This window comes from Subtercola sp. Z020, assembly GCF_002931235.1.
Lineage (GTDB): Bacteria > Actinomycetota > Actinomycetes > Actinomycetales > Microbacteriaceae > Subtercola.
Genome location: NZ_PSTT01000040.1, coordinates 23,339 through 44,122 on the forward strand (window position 1 = coordinate 23,339; position 20,784 = coordinate 44,122).

General features: G+C 67.7%; 19 protein-coding genes. 17 read left to right on the plus strand and 2 right to left on the minus strand.

Features of this window, described 5'->3' with window-relative positions; genetic code table 11:
* The first annotated feature begins 31 nt into the window (after positions 1–31).
* The 3 genes from secD to C5B96_RS05005 are packed head-to-tail and all read left to right on the plus strand — an operon-like array spanning position 32 to position 5,064.
* Positions 32–1,756 (plus strand): protein translocase subunit SecD, encoded by a 1,725-nt coding sequence (secD, locus tag C5B96_RS04995; protein ID WP_104243552.1) that lies wholly within the window; start codon positions 32–34, stop codon positions 1,754–1,756.
* On the plus strand, positions 1,756–2,781 hold the full coding sequence (gene secF / locus C5B96_RS05000) for a protein translocase subunit SecF (RefSeq protein WP_104243554.1): 1,026 nt from the start codon (positions 1,756–1,758) through the stop codon (positions 2,779–2,781). Before secD ends, secF begins: the two co-directional genes overlap by 1 nt.
* Before the next feature lie 27 nt (positions 2,782–2,808).
* Positions 2,809–5,064, plus strand: a complete 2,256-nt coding sequence (locus tag C5B96_RS05005) for a bifunctional (p)ppGpp synthetase/guanosine-3',5'-bis(diphosphate) 3'-pyrophosphohydrolase (protein ID WP_104243556.1) — start codon at positions 2,809–2,811, stop codon at positions 5,062–5,064.
* 687 nt (positions 5,065–5,751) lie between these two features.
* Here the strand turns inward: C5B96_RS05005 and C5B96_RS05010 are convergent.
* The gene (locus tag C5B96_RS05010) at positions 5,752–6,978 is read right to left on the minus strand and encodes a DUF349 domain-containing protein (RefSeq protein ID WP_104243558.1); all 1,227 of its coding nucleotides are present in this window, start codon (positions 6,976–6,978) and stop codon (positions 5,752–5,754) included.
* Between the two features lie 13 nt (positions 6,979–6,991).
* A complete protein-coding gene (locus tag C5B96_RS05015) occupies positions 6,992–7,795 on the minus strand; it encodes a peptidylprolyl isomerase (protein WP_104243560.1) in 804 nt (267 codons plus the stop codon).
* A 130-nt stretch (positions 7,796–7,925) separates the two neighbouring features.
* Between C5B96_RS05015 and C5B96_RS05020 the strand changes: the two genes are divergently transcribed.
* From C5B96_RS05020 to nusB, 14 genes are all read left to right on the plus strand, one after another.
* Entirely contained in the window at positions 7,926–9,260 is a 1,335-nt protein-coding gene (locus C5B96_RS05020; protein WP_104243562.1) for a replication-associated recombination protein A, read from the plus strand.
* 170 nt (positions 9,261–9,430) lie between these two features.
* The gene (gene rpsD, locus C5B96_RS05025) at positions 9,431–10,066 is read left to right on the plus strand and encodes a 30S ribosomal protein S4 (protein ID WP_199176553.1); all 636 of its coding nucleotides are present in this window, start codon (positions 9,431–9,433) and stop codon (positions 10,064–10,066) included.
* Positions 10,067–10,197: 131 nt separating this feature from the next.
* Complete coding sequence (locus C5B96_RS05030; protein WP_104243566.1) at positions 10,198–10,623, plus strand: DUF948 domain-containing protein; 426 nt, start codon at positions 10,198–10,200, stop codon at positions 10,621–10,623.
* A gap of 67 nt (positions 10,624–10,690) precedes the next feature.
* Positions 10,691–10,912, plus strand: a complete 222-nt coding sequence (locus C5B96_RS05035) for a hypothetical protein (protein WP_233189006.1) — start codon at positions 10,691–10,693, stop codon at positions 10,910–10,912.
* Complete coding sequence (gene alaS / locus C5B96_RS05040) at positions 10,912–13,578, plus strand: alanine--tRNA ligase (RefSeq protein ID WP_104243570.1); 2,667 nt, start codon at positions 10,912–10,914, stop codon at positions 13,576–13,578. The genes C5B96_RS05035 and alaS overlap by 1 nt, the downstream gene beginning before the upstream one ends.
* A 28-nt stretch (positions 13,579–13,606) precedes the next feature.
* Entirely contained in the window at positions 13,607–14,086 is a 480-nt protein-coding gene (ruvX, locus tag C5B96_RS05045; protein WP_233189007.1) for a Holliday junction resolvase RuvX, read from the plus strand.
* On the plus strand, positions 14,079–15,281 hold the full coding sequence (mltG, locus tag C5B96_RS05050; RefSeq protein ID WP_233189008.1) for an endolytic transglycosylase MltG: 1,203 nt from the start codon (positions 14,079–14,081) through the stop codon (positions 15,279–15,281). Before ruvX ends, mltG begins: the two co-directional genes overlap by 8 nt.
* Entirely contained in the window at positions 15,248–16,141 is an 894-nt protein-coding gene (locus C5B96_RS05055; RefSeq protein ID WP_233189009.1) for a shikimate dehydrogenase, read from the plus strand. Before mltG ends, C5B96_RS05055 begins: the two co-directional genes overlap by 34 nt.
* A gap of 129 nt (positions 16,142–16,270) precedes the next feature.
* Complete coding sequence (gene aroC, locus C5B96_RS05060; RefSeq protein ID WP_104243576.1) at positions 16,271–17,632, plus strand: chorismate synthase; 1,362 nt, start codon at positions 16,271–16,273, stop codon at positions 17,630–17,632.
* Positions 17,629–18,129, plus strand: coding sequence for a shikimate kinase (locus C5B96_RS05065; protein ID WP_104243578.1), 501 nt, complete (start codon positions 17,629–17,631; stop codon positions 18,127–18,129). Before aroC ends, C5B96_RS05065 begins: the two co-directional genes overlap by 4 nt.
* Complete coding sequence (aroB, locus tag C5B96_RS05070) at positions 18,126–19,232, plus strand: 3-dehydroquinate synthase (protein WP_369826440.1); 1,107 nt, start codon at positions 18,126–18,128, stop codon at positions 19,230–19,232. Before C5B96_RS05065 ends, aroB begins: the two co-directional genes overlap by 4 nt.
* Positions 19,229–19,678: a type II 3-dehydroquinate dehydratase gene (locus C5B96_RS05075; RefSeq protein ID WP_104243580.1), complete on the plus strand. Its 450-nt coding sequence runs from the start codon at positions 19,229–19,231 to the stop codon at positions 19,676–19,678. The genes aroB and C5B96_RS05075 overlap by 4 nt, the downstream gene beginning before the upstream one ends.
* Before the next feature lie 55 nt (positions 19,679–19,733).
* The gene (gene efp, locus C5B96_RS05080; RefSeq protein ID WP_104243582.1) at positions 19,734–20,297 is read left to right on the plus strand and encodes an elongation factor P; all 564 of its coding nucleotides are present in this window, start codon (positions 19,734–19,736) and stop codon (positions 20,295–20,297) included.
* Positions 20,298–20,311: 14 nt separating this feature from the next.
* The gene (gene nusB / locus C5B96_RS05085; protein WP_104243584.1) at positions 20,312–20,734 is read left to right on the plus strand and encodes a transcription antitermination factor NusB; all 423 of its coding nucleotides are present in this window, start codon (positions 20,312–20,314) and stop codon (positions 20,732–20,734) included.
* Positions 20,735–20,784 lie beyond the last annotated feature (50 nt).

Sequence of the window (20,784 nt, forward strand, 5' to 3'; positions counted from 1 at the left end):
CGGGGGCGTTATAGAAAGCTGAGTTTCGCAGGTGGCAAAATCTACTGCCGTCAAGAGAGCCAGACGCACGTTGGTCTGGCTCCTTGTCATCTTCATCGCCCTCGCCGGCGTCAATGTCGCCGGTGCGATCTGGGGCGGTGGATCGTTCACCCCGAAACTCGCGCTCGACCTCGAGGGCGGCACGGAGATCATCCTCGCCCCGAAGACCGACGGCGCGGCTGTCTCCGACGAGCAGGTCTCGCAGGCCGTGGCGATCATCCGACAGCGTGTCGACGCGAGCGGTGTCTCCGAGGCCCAGATCTCGACGCAGGGTGGCCAGAACATCGTGGTCTCGATTCCCGGCACGCCGGATGACGCGACCCTCGCCCGCATCGAGGCCTCGGCGAAGCTCGACTTCCGCGCGGTGCTCGTGGCCGACACGGCTGTCGCGCCGACGACCACGCCGACTCCCGGGCTCGATGCGACGCCGACCGTCGCTCCCACCAACGCGAGCGACCTGAACTACATCACGCCCGCCCTGCAGGACCAGTTCCTGAACATCGACTGCAGCTCGACGGCGGCGACGGATGCCGGCCAGGCGGCCGCTGACCAGCCCCTCGTCGCCTGCGGCGAAGACGGCGCCAAGTACATCCTCGGCCCCGTCGAGGTCGCCGGAGACACGATCTCCAACGCGACCAGCGGGGTGGCGCAGACGAGCTCCGGTGCCTCCACCGGCCAGTACGTCGTCAACATCTTCTTCAACGACCAGGGCACCAGCGAGTTCTCCGAGGTGACCACCCGCCTCTCCGGCCTGACCGGAGCGCAGAACCAGTTCGCCATCGTGCTCGACGGCAAGGTCATCTCCGCCCCGCGTACCCTCGCGGTGATCACCAACGGCCAGCCGCAGATCTCCGGCAACTTCGACGCCGCGTCGTCGAAGACGCTCGCTGACCAACTGAAGTTCGGCGCCCTGCCGATCAGCTTCACCGTGCAGAGCCAGAACACCATCTCGGCGACGCTCGGTTCGACGCAGCTGATCAGCGGCCTGATCGCCGGCCTGATCGGGCTCATCCTCGTGGTGCTGTACTCGATCGCCCAGTACCGCGTGCTCGGCGCCGTGACGATCGCGTCGCTCATCGTCGCGGCCGTGGCCACCTACCTCGTCGTCGACCTGCTCTCCTGGCGCGCCGGGTACCGGTTGTCCCTCGCCGGGGTCGCGGGCCTGATCGTGGCCATCGGTATCACCGCCGACTCGTTCATCGTCTACTTCGAGCGAATACGTGACGAGTTGCGTGACGGTCGGGGTCTCGAATCGTCGGTGCAGGCGGGCTGGAAGCGGGCGATCCGCACGATCTTCGCCTCCGACCTCATCAACCTGATGGCGGCCGTCGTGCTCTACATCGTCGCCGTCGGCAGCGTGAAGGGCTTCGCCCTGACCCTCGGCCTCACGACGATCATCGACCTGGTGGTGGTGATGATGTTCACGCACCCGGTGATGACCCTGCTCGCGGAACTCCCGTACTTCCGTGACGGCCACAAGACGAGCGGGCTCGACCCGCGCCAGCTCGGAGCCGTGTACCGCGGCCGCGCACAGTTCAAGACGCCCTCGGCCGCGGTTCCCCGCGGCAAGCAGGTCTCTGCGAGCCGCGAGGCGGCACGGCGGCAGACGATCGCGGAGCGGAAGGCCGCAGGCCCGTCGACCCTCGTGATCGATCCGCCCGTCGAGACGGTCGAGCCCACGCAGGAATCCGGCCAGGGCAAGGGAGAGAAGCGCTAATGGCGAAGTTCAGCGAGCTCGGCAACGACCTCTACACCGGCAAGCGCTCGTTCGACATCATCGGGCGCCGCAAGCTCTGGTACGCAATCGCGGGAATCCTGATCCTCATCTCCGTGGTCGGCCCGTTCCTCCGGGGCGGCTTCGTCTTCGGCATCGAGTTCAGCGGTGGTTCGCAGTTCTCGATCTCGCAGGTCTCGAACGCCTCGCAGCAGGCCGGCATCGATGCGGTGAAGTCGGTCGAACCGGCAGCCGTGCCGCTGGTCACCACGCTCGGCCAGAACGGCATCCGCATCCAGACCGACCAGCTCGACGACGCCGCCAGCAGCCAGGTGCGCGACGCTCTGGCCACGGCCTACAGCGTGCAGCCCTCCGACGTGACGATCAACTTCATCGGCCCGACCTGGGGCCAGGACATAACGGGGCAGGCGATCCGGGGCCTCCTGATCTTCATCGCACTGGCCGCCGTCTTCATGGCGATCTACTTCCGAACCTGGAAGATCGCGCTGTCGGCGATGATCGCGCTGCTCCACGACCTGGTCATCACGGCCGGAATCTACGGCATCACCGGCTTCGAGATCACGCCTGCTGCCGTCATCGGCTTCCTGACGATCCTCGGCTACTCGCTGTACGACACCGTTGTGGTGTTCGACAAGATCCGGGAGAACACCTCCGAGTGGGGCGACAAGGCGACGCGCACCTTCGGTGAGACGGTGAACCTCGCGGTGAACCAGACGCTGGTGCGTTCGATCAACACGTCGGTGGTGGCCATGCTCCCCGTCGCCTCGATCCTGGTGATCGGTGCGTTCGTTCTCGGGGCCGGCACCCTCCGCGACATCTCCCTGGCGCTGTTGATCGGTATCTTCGTCGGAACCTACTCGACCATCTTCATCGCGTCGCCGCTGTACGCGCAGCTGCGCGAGCGTGAGCCGAAGGTGAAGAAGATCGACCAGCGCGTCGTCTCGCAGCGGGCGAACCGCGACAAGTCGGTCGTGGCACCGGCGACGGCGGAGCAGCTCAGCGCGTAGTGGGATAATGGTGGCGGAGGCTCTCACATGACCGAAACCACGGCGCCGACCAACGCGTCGCTGCGGCGACTCGTTCCGCGACTGTTCTCCCGCGCTCAGCCGGCCGGGGCCGTCGACACGCTGATGCGCACCGTTCGGGCGAATCATCCGAAGGCCGACCTCACGATCATCGAGCGGGCCTACACCGTCGCCGAGCGGGCCCACGACGGACAGAAGCGCCGGAGCGGCGAGCCGTACATCACCCACCCGGTCGCCGTGGCGCAGATCCTCGCCGAGCTCGGCATCGGCACGAAGACCATCGCGGCCGCTCTGCTGCACGACACGGTCGAAGACACCGCGTACTCTCTCGACGAGCTGCGCGCTGAGTTCGGCGACGAGGTCGCCATGCTCGTCGACGGCGTCACGAAGCTCGACAAGGTAAAGTACGGCGAGAGCGCCCAGGCCGAGACCGTACGCAAGATGATCGTGGCGATGTCGAAAGACATCCGCGTGCTCATCATCAAGCTCGCCGACCGCCTGCACAATGCGCGCACCTGGGGCTTCGTCTCACCGGAATCCTCGACCCGCAAGGCGCAGGAGACCCTCGAGATCTACGCCCCCCTCGCTCACCGACTGGGCATCCAGGCGATCAAGTGGGAACTCGAAGACCTCTCCTTCGCCGTGCTCTCGCCGAAGCTCTACGTCGAGATCGAGAACCTCGTTCGCCAGCGCACGCCGCAGCGCGAGGAGTACGTGCAACAGGTCATCGAGATGGTCAGCGACGACCTGAAGACCTCGAAGATCCGCGGCAAGGTGGCGGGTCGGCCGAAGCAGTACTACTCGATCTACCAGAAGATGATCGTTCGGGGGCGGGAGTTCGACGAGATCTACGATCTCGTCGGCATCCGCGTGCTCGTCAACTCGGTGCGCGACTGTTACGCCGTGCTGGGCGCGATCCACGCCCGGTGGACCCCGATGCCGGGGCGCTTCAAGGACTACATCGCGACGCCAAAGTTCAATCTCTACCAGTCGCTGCACACGACCGTCGTCGGCCCGGGAGGCCGGGCCGTCGAGATCCAGATCCGCACGAACGAGATGCACCAGCGTGCCGAGTTCGGTGTCGCGGCGCACTGGAAGTACAAGGAACGTGTCAACTCGGGACGGGCCGGCACCACAGACGACCGCGGAGCCGACACCGACATGGCGTGGCTCGCCCGCATCTCGGACTGGCAGGCAGAGACAGTCGACCCGGGGGAGTTCCTCGACTCGCTGCGCTTCGAGATCGGCGCGAAGGAGGTCTACGTCTTCACCCCGAAGGGCCGGGTGATCGGCCTGCCCGCCGGAGCGACCCCCGTCGACTTCGCCTACGCCGTGCACACCGAAGTGGGGCACCGCACCATGGGTGCCAAGGTGAACGGGAGACTCGTTCCGCTCGAGAGCAGCCTCACCACCGGCGACGTCGTCGAGGTGTTCACCTCGAAGAACCCCGACTCGGGGCCGAGCCAGGACTGGTTGAGCTTCGTTCAGAGCCCGCGGGCCAGAAACAAGATCCGCCAGTGGTTCACCAAGGAGCGGCGCGACGAAGCGATCGAACAGGGTCGCGACTCCATCGCCAGGGCCATGCGCAAGCAGAACCTGCCGCTGCAGAAGCTGATGAGCCAGGATGCGTTCACCGAGGTGGCCAATCAGCTCAGCTACAACAACGTCGAGGCTTTGTATGCGGCGATCGGCGAGGGGCACGTCTCCACCCAGTCGGTGATCGAGAAGGTGCTCCAGTCGCTGCAGACCGAGGTCGAGAGCGACGACAGTGAGATCGACGTCGGTGTCGGTCGGCGCCCGCGGTCGACCCACAGCGAATCCGGGGTGCTCGTTCGGGGTGCCCCCGACATTCTCGTCAAGCTCGCGAAGTGCTGCACGCCCGTGCCGGGCGACGAGATCATCGGCTTCGTCACCCGCGGTGCCGGGGTGTCCGTGCACCAGTCGGACTGCCACAACGTGAAGTCGCTGCTGCTCGAACCCGAGCGCATGATCGATGTGGACTGGGCGCCGTCGTCGAAGAGCGTCTTCCTCGTGCAGATCCAGGTGGAGGCGCTCGACCGCTCCGGTCTGCTGTCGGATGTGACCCGGGTTCTGAGTGAGCACCACGTCAACATCCTCTCCGCCACCGTGAGCACGTCACGCGACCGCCTCGCGATCAGCCGTTTCGTGTTCGAGATGGGTGACACGACCCACCTCGATCGTGTGCTGAACGCCGTGCGGCGCATCGATGCGGTGTACGACGTCTACCGCGTCAGCGGCGGCTGACGCCCGAAAGGCTGCTCGCAGCCGGTCTGCCGCACGGATCTTGTGCGGCAGGTGGTTTGCGCTCTCGAGGTGTGCGAGGCACTGCTCGAGGGTGAGCCCGGCGCGGTCGATGACGGCGGTGAGCTGAGCGAGCGACGACGCACCGAACCGCGGCGTCGTGCGGGCGAGGTCGATCGCGGTGCGGAGGAGAGACGTGACGGCTCCGCCGGGATGTCGCGTCACGTCGCCCTCGCCGAGGATCACCTCGCGAATCTGCAGCCGAGCGGTGCTCGGCTGCCGGAACCGGGCTCCGACGGGAACACAGCCCTCGTGCCGCAGGGGAGGGAGCGGGCGGAGACCGTAGACCCAGAGTGCGCTCTGCCGTTCGACGATCACCCGCCCGGCCAGCAGGGGAGCGATCGCCTGCAGGCGGACCAGCATCGTCTCCGGCCTGTCGACCGGAGTGAAGCCCTCGTCGACCGCCGTCAGCTCCCCGTCGAGGCGAGCGGCAGAGAGTTCGGCGAGGCTGAAGTCAGCTGACGGGAACAGAACGTCGGGGAGGAGTCGGGGCATGACTCCATGGTGGCGCCGACGCGCGAACCGATGACCGAGCGGCGAGGATCTGTGGAGAAACGGGCCGAGGGGCCGGCTGTGCAGGGAGGGCCAATCGGCTTCGGGTGTTGGGCCCCGGGGGGTCAGCCCGGGGGATCAACCCAGCGCGTCGAGCCAGACCTTCCGAGCATCCAGAGCCTCTTGCAGCTCGGTGACCTTCGCAGCGTCGCCCGCCGCCTGCGCAGCGTCGATCTCGACCTGGAGCTTCGCGATGGCGTCGGTCAGCTGGCCGGCGAGGCCTTCTGCCCGAGCCTTCTTCTCCGGGTTGTTCTTCTGCCAGTAGTCCTCGTCGAGCTTGCGGACAGCTGCCTCGACTTTGCGGAGTCGTTCGTCGACGCTCTTGACCTGGTCGCGAGGGACCTTGCCGATCTCGTCCCACCGGCGCTGGATCGACGTGAGCCGGTCACGTGCCACGGTGCGGTCGGTCTCGGCGAGCAGAGGTTCCGCCTCGTCGAGCAGGGCCAGCTTCTGCGTGAGGTTGCCGGCGAACTCCTCGTCGTCTTTCGCGACGATCTCGGTGCGGGCTGCGTAGATCAGGTCGCCTGCGGCCTTGAACTTCTCCCAGAGCGTGTCATCGACGCGCTTACCCGCGCGGCCGGCGTTCTTCCACTCCGTGAGCAGGTCACGGTAGGCGTTGACGCCGTCAGCACCCTTCGGGATGAGCGCTTCAGCGCGCTCGACCAGCTGCTGCTTCTTGGTGCGCGCATCGCGGTGGGCGTTGTCGAGTTCGGCGAAGAACGCCTTGCGGTGGCCTTCGATGATCGTGCGGGCGTCGCGGAACCGCTTCCACAGTTCGCCGGCCTCTGTGCGGGGGAGCCGCGGCCCCTCCTGCTGGTGCTTCTGCCACCGGGCGAACAGGTCGTCGAGACGGGCGGTCACCTGCTTCCACTGGGCCTTGGCCGGGTCTTCGGCGGCAAGCGCTTCGACCTCGTCGACGATGGCAGTGCGTTCGGCGATCGCGCCGGCGAGCTGTGCCTTCGTCTCCTCCTGCTGCTTCTCGGTGAGCGACGAGACCGACTCGGTGAGGGCCTCCACCCGCCGCTTCAGCGAGGCGAGGTCACCGACGGCGTTCGCCGTCTCGACAGCGCTCGACAGGGAGGAGACGGCCTTGCCCACGTCGGCGGCCGAAGCGCCCCGCTTGACGCGCTGTTCGAGCAGCGTCACCTGGCCTGCCAGGTCGGTGTACTTGCGCTCGAAATAGGCGAGTGCTTCCTCGGGGGTGCCATCGGGATACTGGCCGACGACGCGCTCGCCTTCGGGCTCGCGAACGTAGACCGTTCCGGTCTCGTCGACGCGTCCCCAGGGATGCTGATCACTGCTCATCACGAAATTCACCCTACTGCACAGTGACGCTGGTGATGGTGGTCGGAACGGCGGGAGTCTCGCCGCCGCCGGTCGTGCCCGCATCGATCACGCCGGTCTTCAGCTGGTCGAGCCCGCCGGTGACCTGGCCGAGAACGGTGTAGCCGCCTGCCGCGTCTGCGGGGATGGTCGAGTCGGCGTAGACGATGAAGAACTGGCTGCCGTTGCTGTAGCCGTTGCCCGACTGGCGGGCCATCGCGAGGGTGCCGGCGGGGTAGACGTTGTCTGCCGGTGCGTTCTCGACGGGCCCGTACGAATAGCCGGGTCCGCCGCTGCCGTCGCCCTTGGGGTCGCCGCACTGCAGGACGAAGATGCCGGTCGTCGTGAGGCGGTGGCAGCTGAGTCCCGTGTAGAAACCGGCCTGCACGAGGGAGATGAACGACGAGACGGCCTGCGGGGCCGCCTGGCCGGCGAGGCTGATCGAGAGCGGGATGCTGTTGAGCGTGAGTGTGCCGGTCCAGTCGCGGCCTTCTGCGACGGTGGTCGGCGGCACGTCTCCGCTGTTGCTGCCGGCGTTCGGCGTCGGCTCGGCAGACGCGGTCGGGGCGGGCGTCGCCGAGGTGGAGGGAGCGGGCAGCGGCGTACCGGGCCCGCCGGAGAAGTAGAAGACCTGGACGACGATCGCGACGATGACCACGACGAGAACGACGATCACCGAGACCAGGTTGTCGCGCCGGCGCCTCGACAGCTGCGAAGCGTGCACGGTCTGGCGCGCCTGGTAGTTGCGGAGCCGCTGCTTGGCCTCGCGCGCTTCACGGTCTGAACTGCTCGGTGCCACGAATCCTCCGTCGACGACTGTTCTGGCGCCGGAAAGCGACAGACCCCCGAGAACTTTACGGCGAATCGGGTGTCGAGCTCAAAAGACCGGCCGAAAGGCCGCTGTCGGTGGCAGCTACTACCCTGAAGGAATGGTCGGTACACAGCAGGGCCTCCACTCCGGAGCAGTGCCTCTTGCGGTGCGCATGCGTCCGCGCAGCCTCGATGAAGTGGCCGGTCAGAAACACCTCCTGCGTCCCGGCTCGCCGCTGGTGAACCTCGCGACAGACTCGAGTGGTTCGCAGGGGTCGGTCTCGATCATCCTGTGGGGCCCGCCGGGAACCGGCAAGACGACCCTCGCGCAGGCGATCGCCCACAGTTCGAACCGCAAGTTCGTCGAGCTCTCTGCCGTGACCGCCGGCGTTCGCGATGTGCGCCAGGTGATGGAGGAGGCTTTTCGGGCCCGCGACCTCTACGGGGTCTCGACGGTGCTCTTCCTCGACGAGATCCACCGCTTCACGAAGGCCCAGCAAGACGCGCTGCTGCCCGGGGTCGAGAACGGCTGGGTGATCCTGGTGGCCGCGACGACAGAGAACCCCTCGTTCTCGGTCATCTCCCCGCTGCTCTCCCGCTCCCTCCTTCTCACTCTCGAGCCGCTGAGCGACGACGACCTCGGCGTGCTCGTCGATCGTGCGGTGACGGATGCCCGGGGCCTCGCCGGGCGGGTGACCCTGTCTGACGACGGCAGGGCGACGATCATCCGGCTGGCGTCGGGCGACGCGCGGCGCGCGCTCACGGCGCTGGAGGCGGCGGGCACCTCTGTTCTGGCCGGCGCTGCCGAAGACGAGACTGTGCCCGAGATCACTGCGGAGGTGGTGGCCCAGGCGGTCGACCGGGCCCTGCTGCGGTACGACCGCAACGGCGACGAGCACTACGACGTGATCAGCGCCTTCATCAAGTCGGTGCGCGGCTCAGACGCCGACGCCGCCATCCACTACCTCGCGCGCATGATCGAGGCGGGCGAAGACCCACGGTTCATCGCCCGGCGCATCATCATCTCGGCAGCAGAAGACATCGGTATGGCCGACCCCCAGGCGCTGGTGATCGCCACCGCGGCGGCCGACGCGGTGCAGTTCATCGGAATGCCCGAGGGGCGCATCCCGCTCGCCGAAGCCGTCGTCTACCTCGCGACCGCCCCCAAGTCGAACGCCTCCTACCTGGCGATCGACAAGGCCATCGCCGACGTGCGTGCCGGAAAGATCGGCCGGGTGCCGAAACCACTGCGCGACGCCCACTACCCCGGTGCGAAACGCCTGGGCCACGGCAAGGGCTACACGTACCCGCACGACAGCGACCTCGGGGTCGTGGCGCAGCAGTACCTGCCCGACGAACTGACGGGCACCGAGTACTACCGGCCCACCGACCACGGCAACGAGCGGGATGTCGCGGCGCGCCTGGAGAAGATCCGCAGGATCACGAGGGGGTAGCCCCGGCTGTGGTAATCTTCTTGCGGCCTACTTATGGGTGTCTTTAGCGCGGCTGCGAGAGACCCCGACAGGGAACGATGACTTCTGTAGCCGAATCATCTGGTCCATCCCTCGATTTCCGTGAATATCCATGTATTCACGGGTTCACCTTTCACCACTTTATTTGAAGGATGTTTGTGTCTACCAAGTCACGTACCCGCAGCCAGACCCGCCTCTCGCGGGCCCTCGGCATTCCGCTCACGCCCAAGGCGGCCAAGTACCTCGAGAAGCGTCCCTACGCTCCGGGCGAGCACGGCCGCACCAAGCGCAAGACCGACTCCGACTACGCGGTTCGTCTGCGCGAGAAGCAGCGCCTGCGCGCCCAGTACGGCATCCGCGAGGCCCAGCTGAAGATCGCCTTCCAGGAGGCCCGTCGCGGCAGCGGCCTGACCGGTGAGAACCTGGTCGAGCTGCTCGAGATGCGTCTCGACGCGCTGGTTCTGCGTGCCGGTTTCGCCCGCACCACCGCCCAGGCCCGCCAGCTGATCGTGCACCGTCACATCCTCGTCGACGGCGCCCGTGTCGACCGCCCGTCGTTCCGCGTCAAGCCCGGCCAGATGATCCACGTGCACGCCCGCTCGGAGGTTCTGCCACCGTTCCAGGTCGCCGCCGCCGGTGGCCACGTCGACGTTCTGCCCAAGGTTCCGGGCTACCTGTCGGTCGAGATCGACAAGCTGCAGGCCCGTCTCGAGCGTCGCCCGCGCCGTGCAGAGATCCCCGTGACCTGCGAAGTGCAGCTGGTCGTCGAGTACTACGCGGCTCGCTAAGCACCACACTGTTACAGATACGCTGAGGGCGGTCCACTTCCGGGTGGGCCGCCCTCTGTGTTACCACGAGAACCCTGTTCCCCTGCGAGCAGTGTTCCCCTGAGGTCGTTCTCGACGTGAAGGAGTACCCGATGACGGGTGGAGATATTGCCGGGCTCATCGCCGCCGGAGTGTTCGCTGTGCTGGTCGTCTTTCTGGCACTCCCGCTGATCAAGCTCGGCAGGGTGTTCGACGAGACCACGCTGGCCATCCGCGACGTGAGCAAAGGGGTGACGCCCATTCTCGAAGAGACCACCGTCACGGTGCAGGAGGCGAACAAGCAGCTCGCCCGCGTCGACGCCATCACCTCGAACGTTGCGGAGGTGACCGGCAACGTGAACTCGCTGGTCGCGCTGTTCGCCGCTTCGGTCGGCGGGCCCCTGATTCGCGTGGCCGGCTTCAGCGCCGCCGTGCGCGCTGCCATCCGCGGGGGGCGCGACCTGGCCGACTCCTCCTCCACAAGCACCGGTTCTGCGAAGAAGTCCACGAAGAAACGCTCCCGCAGAAGCGACTACTGACAGCCACTAAACTGGGCGACAGCCTGACATCCACCCCTGTATGACCCCCTGTATGAAGGAGCCCGTTGTGAAGAAAGTTCTCTGGTTCGCCGCCGGAATCGCGGTCGGAGTGGTGGCAGCCCACCAGATCAACCAGACGTCGCAGGGCAAGAAGTTCTTCGCCGAACTCGACTCGAAGATCAAAGACTTCTCCGACGCGCTCTCCGACGGCTACCACGAGCGCGAGAACGAGCTGCGCTCGGCCATCGGCGACGCCGGTGACGCCGTGAAGAAGGCTGCCAAGAAGTAGTGCAGACCGCAGACATCCGCCGTCGCTGGCTCGAATTCTTCGGCGACCGCGGCCACACGGTCGTACCGTCGGCCTCCCTGGTGAGTGACGACCCGACGCTCCTCTTCACGGTCGCCGGCATGGTTCCCTTCATCCCCTACATGTCGGGGCTGGTGCCCGCGCCCTTCCCGCGCGCCACGAGCGTGCAGAAGTGCATCCGCACCCTCGACATCGAGGAGGTCGGCAAGACCACCCGGCACGGCACGTTCTTCCAGATGAACGGCAACTTCTCGTTCGGCGACTACTTCAAGCAGACCGCCATCGAGTACGCCTGGGAGCTGCTCACCTCGAGCGAGGCCGACGGCGGGCTGGGCTTCGACGAGAGAGACCTCTGGGTCACCGTCTACGAAGACGACGACGAGGCCATCGGCATGTGGAAGAAGACGGCCGGCCTTCCCGACCACCGCATCCAGCGCCTCGGCAAAGAAGACAACTACTGGTCGACCGGCCAGCCCGGCCCCGCGGGCCCCTGCTCGGAGATCTACTTCGACCGCGGCCCGGCCTACGGCGCCGAGGGCGGCCCGATCGCCGACGAGAACCGGTACATCGAGATCTGGAACCTCGTGTTCATGCAGTACCTCATCGGCAATGTGAAGTCGAAGGTCGACTTCGACATCCTCGGCGAGCTGCCCCGCAAGAACATCGACACCGGCATGGGCCTCGAACGCGTCGCCTTCATCAAGCAGAACGTCGAGAACCTGTACGAGATCGACCAGGTGCGCCCGGTGCTCGACCTCGCCGCCGACCTCTCCGGTCGCCGCTACGGGGCTGTTCACGAAGACGACGTGCGGATGCGCGTGGTCGCCGACCACGTGCGCTCGGCCCTCATGCTGATGTCCGACGGGGTCACTCCGTCGAACGAGGGCCGCGGCTACGTGCTGCGGCGGCTGCTGCGGCGCACCGTCCGCAGCATGCGGCTGCTCGGCGTCGACCGTTCGACGTTCCCGGAGCTGTTTTCTGCCTCGCGCGACGCGATGTCGGCGGCGTACCCCGAGGTTGCTGCCGACTACGAGCGCATCTCGCGCACGGCCTACGCCGAGGAGGAGGCGTTCCTCCGCACCCTGACCGGTGGCACGACCATCCTCGACCTCGCCGTGCTCAAGACGAAGGAGCAGGGCAGCACTGCCCTGGCGGGCGACACCGCGTTCCAGCTGCACGACACGTTCGGCTTTCCCATCGACCTGACCGTCGAGATCGCTGAAGAGGCAGGTCTGGCCGTCGACCGCGGCGCCTTCGAGCGCCTCATGACCGAGCAGAAGCAGCGGGCGAAGGCTGACGCGAAGTCGAAGAAGCTGGGCACCGCCGATCTCAGCGCGTTCGCCGAGTTCCGGGCGGCTGGCGAGACCGTGTTCACCGGCTACACCGAACTCGAGACCGAGTCGACGGTGCTCGGCCTCATCATCGACGCGCAGTCGGTGAACAGTGCTGTGGCGGGTGAGCTGGTCGAGGTCATCCTCGCGGAGACGAGCCTCTACGCCGAGTCCGGCGGGCAGGAGGCCGACGCCGGTGTGATCGTCGGCGACGGCTTCGAGCTCGAGGTGCTCGACGTACAGAAACCCGTCAAGGGGCTCATCAGCCACCGTGCCCGGGTGACCAGCGGCCAGGTGGCCGTCGGCGACCGGGCTCGCAGCGTCGTCGACCGTGACTGGCGAAAGGGCGCAACGCAGGCGCACTCCGCGACGCACATCGTGCACGCGGCCCTCCGCGAGATCCTCGGCTCCACCGCTCACCAGTCCGGCTCGTACAACAAGGCGGGCTACCTGCGGCTCGACTTCACGTGGAGCCAACCGCTCTCGGCCGAGACGCGGTCGGAGATCGAGGAGATCTCCAACACGGCGGTTCGAGCCGACTTCGACGTCATCACCCGCGAGATGGCCGTCGACGAGGCCAAAGAACTGGGCGCAATGGCCCTGTTCGGTGAGAAGTACGGCGACGTGGTGCGCATGGTCGAGATCGGCGGCCCCTGGTCGCGCGAACTCTGCGGGGGAACGCACGTCGTGCACACCTCGGAGATCGGCCTGATCAACCTGCTCGGCGAATCGTCGATCGGTTCGACGAACCGCCGCGTCGAGTCCCTCGTCGGCGCCGACGCCTTCCGTGAGTTCGCCACCGAGCGAGCGATCGTCTCACAGCTCACCTCATCGCTGAAGGCTCCGCGTGACGAGATCACGAACCGCATCGCCGACCTCGTCGCCAACCTCAAGACCGCGGAGAAGAAGATCGCGGCCTACGAGGCGAGCGCTCTGTCGTCGCGCATCCCCTCGCTCGTCGACACCCGGGTGCGGGTCGGCGAGCTCTCGCTGGTCACCGCGAACCTCGGCGAACTGCGCTCGAGCGACGACCTCCGCAGCCTGGTCAACGGGGTGCGGGAACGTCTCGGGTCCGAGCCGGCCGTCGTGGCGCTGGCCGCCAGCGTGGGGGCGAAGCCCGTCGTCATCGCGGCGACGAACGAGGCCGCGCGTTCGCTCTCGGTGAAGGCCGGTGCACTGGCGAAACTCGCCGCTTCGGTTCTCGGCGGTGGCGGAGGCGGTAAAGACGACCTCGCCCAGGGTGGTGGCACCGACGTCATGGCGATCGACGATGCGCTCACGGCCATCCGCTCCGCGGTCGGTGACGGGCGGCAGTGATCCGCACAGAGACGCCGGGGCGCCGCTCGTGAGATCGGGCGTGCGCCTCGGCATCGACGTCGGGAAGGCAAGAGTGGGCGTCGCCCGCACCGACTTCCACGGCATCCTGGCGACCCCGGTGGAGACAGTGCCGCGTTCGACGACCGGTTCTGCCGACATCCAGCGCATCCTGGCCATCGCCGCCGAGACCGACGCGATCGAGTTCGTCGTCGGCCTCCCGCTCTCGATGTCGGGCGGCAGCACCCCGTCGACCGACGACGCGAACGCCTTCGCTCTGCAGCTCGCGGCTGCCGTCGATCATCCCGTCCGCATGATCGACGAGCGACTGACCACGGTCTCGGCGCAGGCGGCCCTGCACCGCACCGGGAAGAACACCAAGAACTCACGCTCAGTCATTGATCAAGTAGCCGCCGTTATACTTCTGCAACATGCCCTCGACGTCGAGCGCTCCTCCGGTAACCCGCCCGGACTGCTTGTCGACCCGAACCAAGGACTTACACGTGACTGACCCCCAGCCACCCGAGAACCACCCTTTCGCCGAATTCTTTCGCGAGACACCCTCGAACACCAGCCGCAGAGACGCGGGCCGGGTCGAGGAACCGCGCCGGCCACGACGAGACCGGCGGCCGAAGCGCCGCAGGTCCGTTCGCACCATCATCACGATCGTGGTGGCGCTGGTGCTGGTCGGCGGCCTCGTCGCGGCCGGCAGCGCGGTGTTCCTCTCCTACCAGCCGCAGATCGAGAAGTTCGTCGCCGGCTCGGACAACGCCGAGGACTACACCGGCACCGGCACCGACGAGAAGGTCTCGTTCGTCATCAACGACGGTGACGTGGGCGAGATGATCGGTGACAACCTCGAGAAGGAGGGTGTGGTCAAGACCTCTGCTGCCTTCTACAACCTGCTGCTCTCGCAGCCCGACATCGTCTTCCAGCCCGGCACCTACACGCTCTCGAAGGAGATGAGTGCCCAGGCTGCGCTCACCGCCCTCGAAGACCCGGCGAACCACGTCACGGCGAATGTCGTGATTCCCGAGGGAACCGTGGCTGCCGACGTGCTCACGACCCTCTCGACCGACACCGGCGTTCCCCTCGCCGATCTGCAGGCCGAGGCCGCCAACTACACCCAGTTCGGCATCGATGCCTCTGCTCCGAACATCGAGGGCTACCTGTTCCCGGCGACCTACTCGTTCGAGCCGAACACCAGCGCCAAAGACCTCCTGCAGACGATGGTCAACCGCACGTACCAGTCGCTCGATGCGGCCGGTGTCGCGGTGGCCGACCGCGAGAAGGTGCTGACGCTGGCCTCGGTCGTGCAGAAGGAGGCCCGGCTCGAGCCCGACTTCTACAAGGTGGCCCGGGTCTTCACGAACCGCATCGCCGACGACATGCCGCTGCAGTCCGATGCCACCGTGGCGTACGGCACGGGGGAGAAGCGGGTCGACACGACCGATGCCGAACGGAACGACGAGTCGAACAAGTACAACACCTACGTGTACACCGGCCTGCCGGTCGGCCCGATCTCGAACCCCGGCGACACCGCGATCGATGCGGCCGTGCACCCGGCCGACGGTCCGTGGGTCTACTTCGTGACCGTCAACCTCGACACGGGTGAGACGGTGTTCTCGACGACCCTCGACGAGCACAACAGAGCGGTCGAGCAGTACCAGGCGTGGTCGGCGGCGAACCCGGGCGCCGGGGGATGACCGAGCGGGAGGCGCGGGCCCGCCTGAGGCTCGCGGTTCTCGGTTCGCCGATCGAACACTCGAAGTCGCCGGCGCTGCACGCCGCCGCCTATCGCGTTCTCGGTTTCGAGGCAGACTACGGCTCTGCCGAGGTGGGTCGCGGGATGCTCGGAGCCTTCGTCGACCGACTCGACGGAACGTGGCGCGGGCTGTCGCTGACGATGCCCCTCAAGGAGGAGGCCGCGCCGCTGCTCGACGCGGTCGACCGCAATGCGACCCTCACCGGAGCGGTCAACACCGTGCTGTTCCGCGGGCGCGGCCAGCGGGAGGGCTTCAACACCGACGTGGCCGGGATCGTCCATGCGCTCGGCGATGCCGGGGTTCAGTCGGCACGCTCCGTTCTGGTGCTCGGGGCCGGGGCGACCGCGCGATCCGTCGTCGTCGCCGCAGCGAACCTCGGTGCCGAGAGTGTCGTCATCGCCGCACGCTCCGAAGCGCGGGCCACGGCGTCGGTCGAGGTGGCTCATGCCGCAGGGCTTCGGGCACGCAGCATCCCGCTCGCCGACGCGCTCGGCGGAATCGTCGACGCACCGGTCACCATCAGCACGCTGCCGGGCGGCGCGTTGGAGGAGAGCGATGTGACACACGTGCGACCCGGCGAGGGGTCGGTGCTGCTCGACGTGGCCTACGCCCCGTGGCCGAGCCCGCTCGGGGCGACCTGGCAGGCGAACGGCGCGGTCGTGGTCTCTGGCCTGCTGATGCTGGTGCACCAGGCGCTGGTGCAGGTGCGCATCTTCGTGCAGGGCGACCCGGAGCTCGCGCTGCCCGACGAGGCCGAGGTACTCGCGGCGATGCTGGGTGCGGTGGGGCTGCCGGGCTGAGCCCCGCTGCTGCCGCCGCCTGCCTGCGAGGCCCCGGCCCTCTGCTCCGCCCCTGCTCGGCTCGGCCCCAACACTCTGCTCCGCCCCGGCTCGGCTCGGCCGGCCCCGAGACTGTGGGAGGATTTCAGCATGCTCCGTTGGCTCACAGCCGGAGAATCCCACGGCCCCGAACTCATTGCCATCCTTGAGGGCCTGCCGTCGGGAATCCCGGTCTCCGTTGAAGATGTCCGTGCCGATCTCGCGCGCCGAAAGCTCGGCTACGGCCGGGGCGCGCGCATGAAGTTCGAGCAGGACGAGGTGTCGCTCTCGGGCGGCATCGTTCACGGTTTCACGCTCGGCAGCCCCGTCGCCATCCGCATCGGCAACACCGAGTGGCCGAAGTGGACCGAGGTGATGGGTGCAGCGCCACTCGAGGGCGACCTGAAGTCGACCGGCCGCGGGGCGCCGCTCACCCGGCCCCGGCCCGGCCACGCCGACCTCGTCGGCATGCAGAAGTACGGCTTCGACGAGGCCCGCCCGATTCTCGAACGCGCCAGCGCCCGTGAGACGGCAGCCCGCGTCGCCCTCGGCGCGGTGGCCCGCAACTTTCTGGCCGAACTCGGCATCACGCTGGTCAGCCACACTCTGTCGATCGGGCCGGTTCGTGTGCCGGAGGGCTCGCGGCTGCCGACGCCCGGCGATGTCGCAACGCTCGACGCCGATCCACTGCGCTGCTTCGACCCGGCCACCTCCGAACGCATGGTCGCCGAGGTCGACGACGCGCACAAAGAGGGCGACACGCTCGGTGGCGTGGTCGAGGTACTCGCCTACGGCCTGCCGCCGGGGCTCGGCTCGCACGTGCACTGGGACCGCCGCCTCGACTCGCAGCTCGCCGCCGCCCTCATGGGCATCCAGGCCATCAAGGGCGTCGAGGTGGGCGACGGCTTCGTCACCACCACCCGCCGCGGGTCTGAGGCGCACGACGAGCTGTTCGAGGTCGGCGGCCGCATCGGCCGGTCGAGCGACAGGGCCGGCGGCACAGAGGGCGGCATGAGCACCGGCACCGTGCTGCGGGTGCGCGCCGGCATGAAGCCGATCGCGACGGTTCCGCATTCCCTTCGCACAGTGGATGTCGCGACCGGCGGCGCGGCGGCCGCCAACCACCAGCGCTCCGACGTCTGCGCGGTTCCGGCTGCGGGCGTCGTCGCCGAGGCGATGGTGGCCCTCGTGCTCGCCAACGCTGTGCAGGAGAAGTTCGGCGGCGACTCGGTGCGGGAGACGAAGCGCAACCTCGACGGGTACCTGGCCGCCATCCCGGAGACCCTCCGGAGCAGCGCCGAGACCGTCGAGGCACCGCCCCGCGACACCGCAGCGTCCGGCCCCCGCAGCGACACCACGAGCGCGGCGCCCGTGCGCGAGGGCTTCGACCCCGGCGCTCCGAACACCGGCACCCAGAACGGCGGCGCCCAGAACGACGGCCACGCGCCCGGTGACCCCACGGGCATCCGATGACCGTCGTCATCATCGGCCCGCCCGCGGCCGGCAAGACGCGCATCGGCCGCCGGGTCGCGAAGCTGCTCGGCCTGCCGTTCACCGACACCGACAAGCAGATCCAGGCCCTGCACGGCCCGATCCCCGCCATCTTCGAGAGCGAGGGCGAGCCGCGGTTCCGTGAGCTCGAACGGGCCGAGGTCGTCGAGGCGCTCCGCGGCGGCGGCGTCGTCTCGTTCGGTGGGGGAGCCGTGCTCAACACGGCGACCCAGCGCGACCTCGACGGGTGCCTCGTGGTGCTGTTCACGGCCACCGCAGAGGCCGTCGCTGCCCGTCTCGGCAACGCGAAACGCCCGCTGGTGCCCGACATCGAGGCCTGGCAGCGGGTCGTGGATGCACGGCGCGAACTCTACGAAGACCTCGCCGACTACACCGTCGACACCTCGCACCACCGCGCAGACGACATCGCCGACGAGGTCGCCGCGTGGGTCAGAACCCGACTGGGAAGAGCCTCATGACCACCGATATGCCGATCGACCTGCCTGCGGACACCCCCACAGTGATCACCGTGCCGGGCACAGCGCCCTACGACGTGATCGTCGGGCGCGGGGTGCTCGCGAACCTCGGCCAGGCGTTCGCTCCGGGGGTTCGCAAGGTGCTGATCGTGCACGCCCCGCAGCTCTCCGACTGGGCGTCGTCGCTCCGCGACGGGTTGAAGGGCGACTTCGAGGTGCTGCTCGCCGAGATCCCCGACGGAGAGGGTGCCAAGCGCATCGAGGTCGCCTCGTTCCTCTGGCAGATCCTCGGCCAGGCCGACTTCACGCGTTCCGACGCGATCGTCGGCTTCGGCGGCGGCGCGACCACCGACCTCGCCGGCTTCGTCGCCGCGACCTGGTTGCGCGGAGTGCAGCTCATCCAGGCCCCGACCACGCTGCTCGGCATGGTGGATGCGGCCGTCGGCGGCAAGACCGGCATCAACACCGCCGAGGGCAAGAACCTGGTGGGAGCCTTCTACGCCCCCCGCGCTGTGCTCGCCGACCTCGACACCCTCGTCAGCCTGCCGCGCAACGACCTGCTGGCGGGCTTCGCCGAGGTCGTCAAGGCCGGCTTCATCGCCGAGCCCGAGATCCTCGACATCATCGAGGCTGATGTGGATGTCGCGACCGACCCGCTGAGCCCCGAGTTCCGTCGGCTCGTCGAACTGTCGATCGCGCTGAAGGCGCGGGTCGTCGGCGAAGACTTCAGGGAGTCGGGCCTCCGCGAGATCCTGAACTACGGGCACACCCTCGGTCACGCGATCGAGCACACCGAGCGCTACCAGTGGCGGCACGGTGCGGCCGTCTCCGTCGGAATGGTGTTCGCCGCCGAACTCGGGCGCCTCACCGGCTCGCTCTCCGACGAGGCCGTCGAGCGCCACCGCCGGGTTCTCGAATCGCTCACACTGCCGACCAGCTACCCCGTCGGCCGCTGGAACACGCTGCTCGCGGCGATGCAACGCGACAAGAAGGCGCGGGGCAGCATGCTGCGCTTCATCGTGCTCGACGACATCGCGAAGCCGACCGTGCTGCAGGGGCCGGAGACGGCCCTGCTGTTCGCGGCGTATCAGGAGATCGGCTCGTGACGACCCACGTTCTCGTGCTGAACGGCCCGAACCTCGGGCGGCTCGGCAGCCGTGAGCCCGATGTCTATGGGCACCAGGATCTGGCTGCGCTCCAGCTGCTGCTCGACGACAGCGCGCCGGCGGGGTTCACCGTCGAGGTTCGGCAGACCGACAGCGAGTCGGAGCTGATCGCCTGGCTGCACGGGGCCGTGGATGCCCGAACCCCGGTCATCCTGAACCCCGCCGCCTTCACGCACTACTCGTACGGGCTGCGGGATGCCGCCGCTCTCGTCACGAAGGCCGGAGTGCCGCTGATCGAGGTGCACATCTCGAACCCGCACGCGCGCGAGACGTTCCGGCACACCAGCGTGATCTCGGGCATCGCCACCGGGGTGATCGCGGGATTCGGATTCGACGGCTACCGCATGGCCCTCGAACACCTCGCGCGCATCTCGACTACACTGTGATGTCGGGTCGGAACGGCCCCCTCCCACTTCCCAACCGAATGGATCCACCTCTCTCATGGCCTCGACAAGCGACATCCGTAACGGCGTAGTGATGAAGATCGACGGCCAGCTCTGGGCTGTCATCGAATTCCAGCACGTCAAGCCCGGCAAGGGTGGCGCCTTCGTGCGCACCAAGATCAAGAACGTGCTCTCGGGCAAGGTCGTCGACCGTACCTTCAACGCCGGCGCGAAGATCGAGACGGCCAACGTCGACCGTCGCGACTACACCTACTCGTACAACGACGGCCAGGACTTCGTGTTCATGGACAATGACACCTACGAGCAGCTGAGCGTGAGCGACAAGGTCGTCGGCGACGCGAAGAACTACATGCTCGAGAACCAGCCCGTCACGATCGCCCTGCACGAAGACGCACCCCTCTATGTGGAGCTGCCGGCGTCTGTGACGCTCGAGATCACCTACACCGAGCCGGGCCTGCAGGGCGACCGGTCGACCGGTGGCACCAAGCCCGCCACGGTCGAGACCGGCGCCGAGATCCAGGTGCCGCTCTTCCTCGAGCAGGGCACCAAGGTCAAGGTCGACACCCGCACCGGCGACTACCTCGGCCGCGTCAGCGACTAGGGCGCCCCTTCTCGATGAGTGCACGCACCAAGGCCCGTAAGCGGGCGCTCGACGTTCTGTACGCGGCAGACGTTCGCCAGATCTCGATCAACGAGTCGCTCGCGGCCGAGGCGGCCCGGGCGCTGACCGAGCCCTCCCGCGAGGCGTCGTGGGAGTACGCCCGCGAGATCGTCGACGGCGTCGTCGCCCACGGCTACGAGATCGACGAACTGATCGAGACCTACGCCGTCGGGTGGACCCTCGGCCGCATGCCGCACGTCGACAGGGCACTGCTGCGCATCGGCATCTGGGAGATCCTCTACAACGACGCGGTTCCGGATGCCGTGGCCATCGCCGAGGCTGTCGAAGCCGCGCAGTCGATGTCGACCGACGACTCGGCCGGCTTCCTCAACGGCATCCTGGCCAAGATCGCCCAGACGAAGGGCGTCGCCCACTAGCTGGTAGGCTGGCGTCATCACGACAACCTTTAAGAGCCGTACTGTGAGAC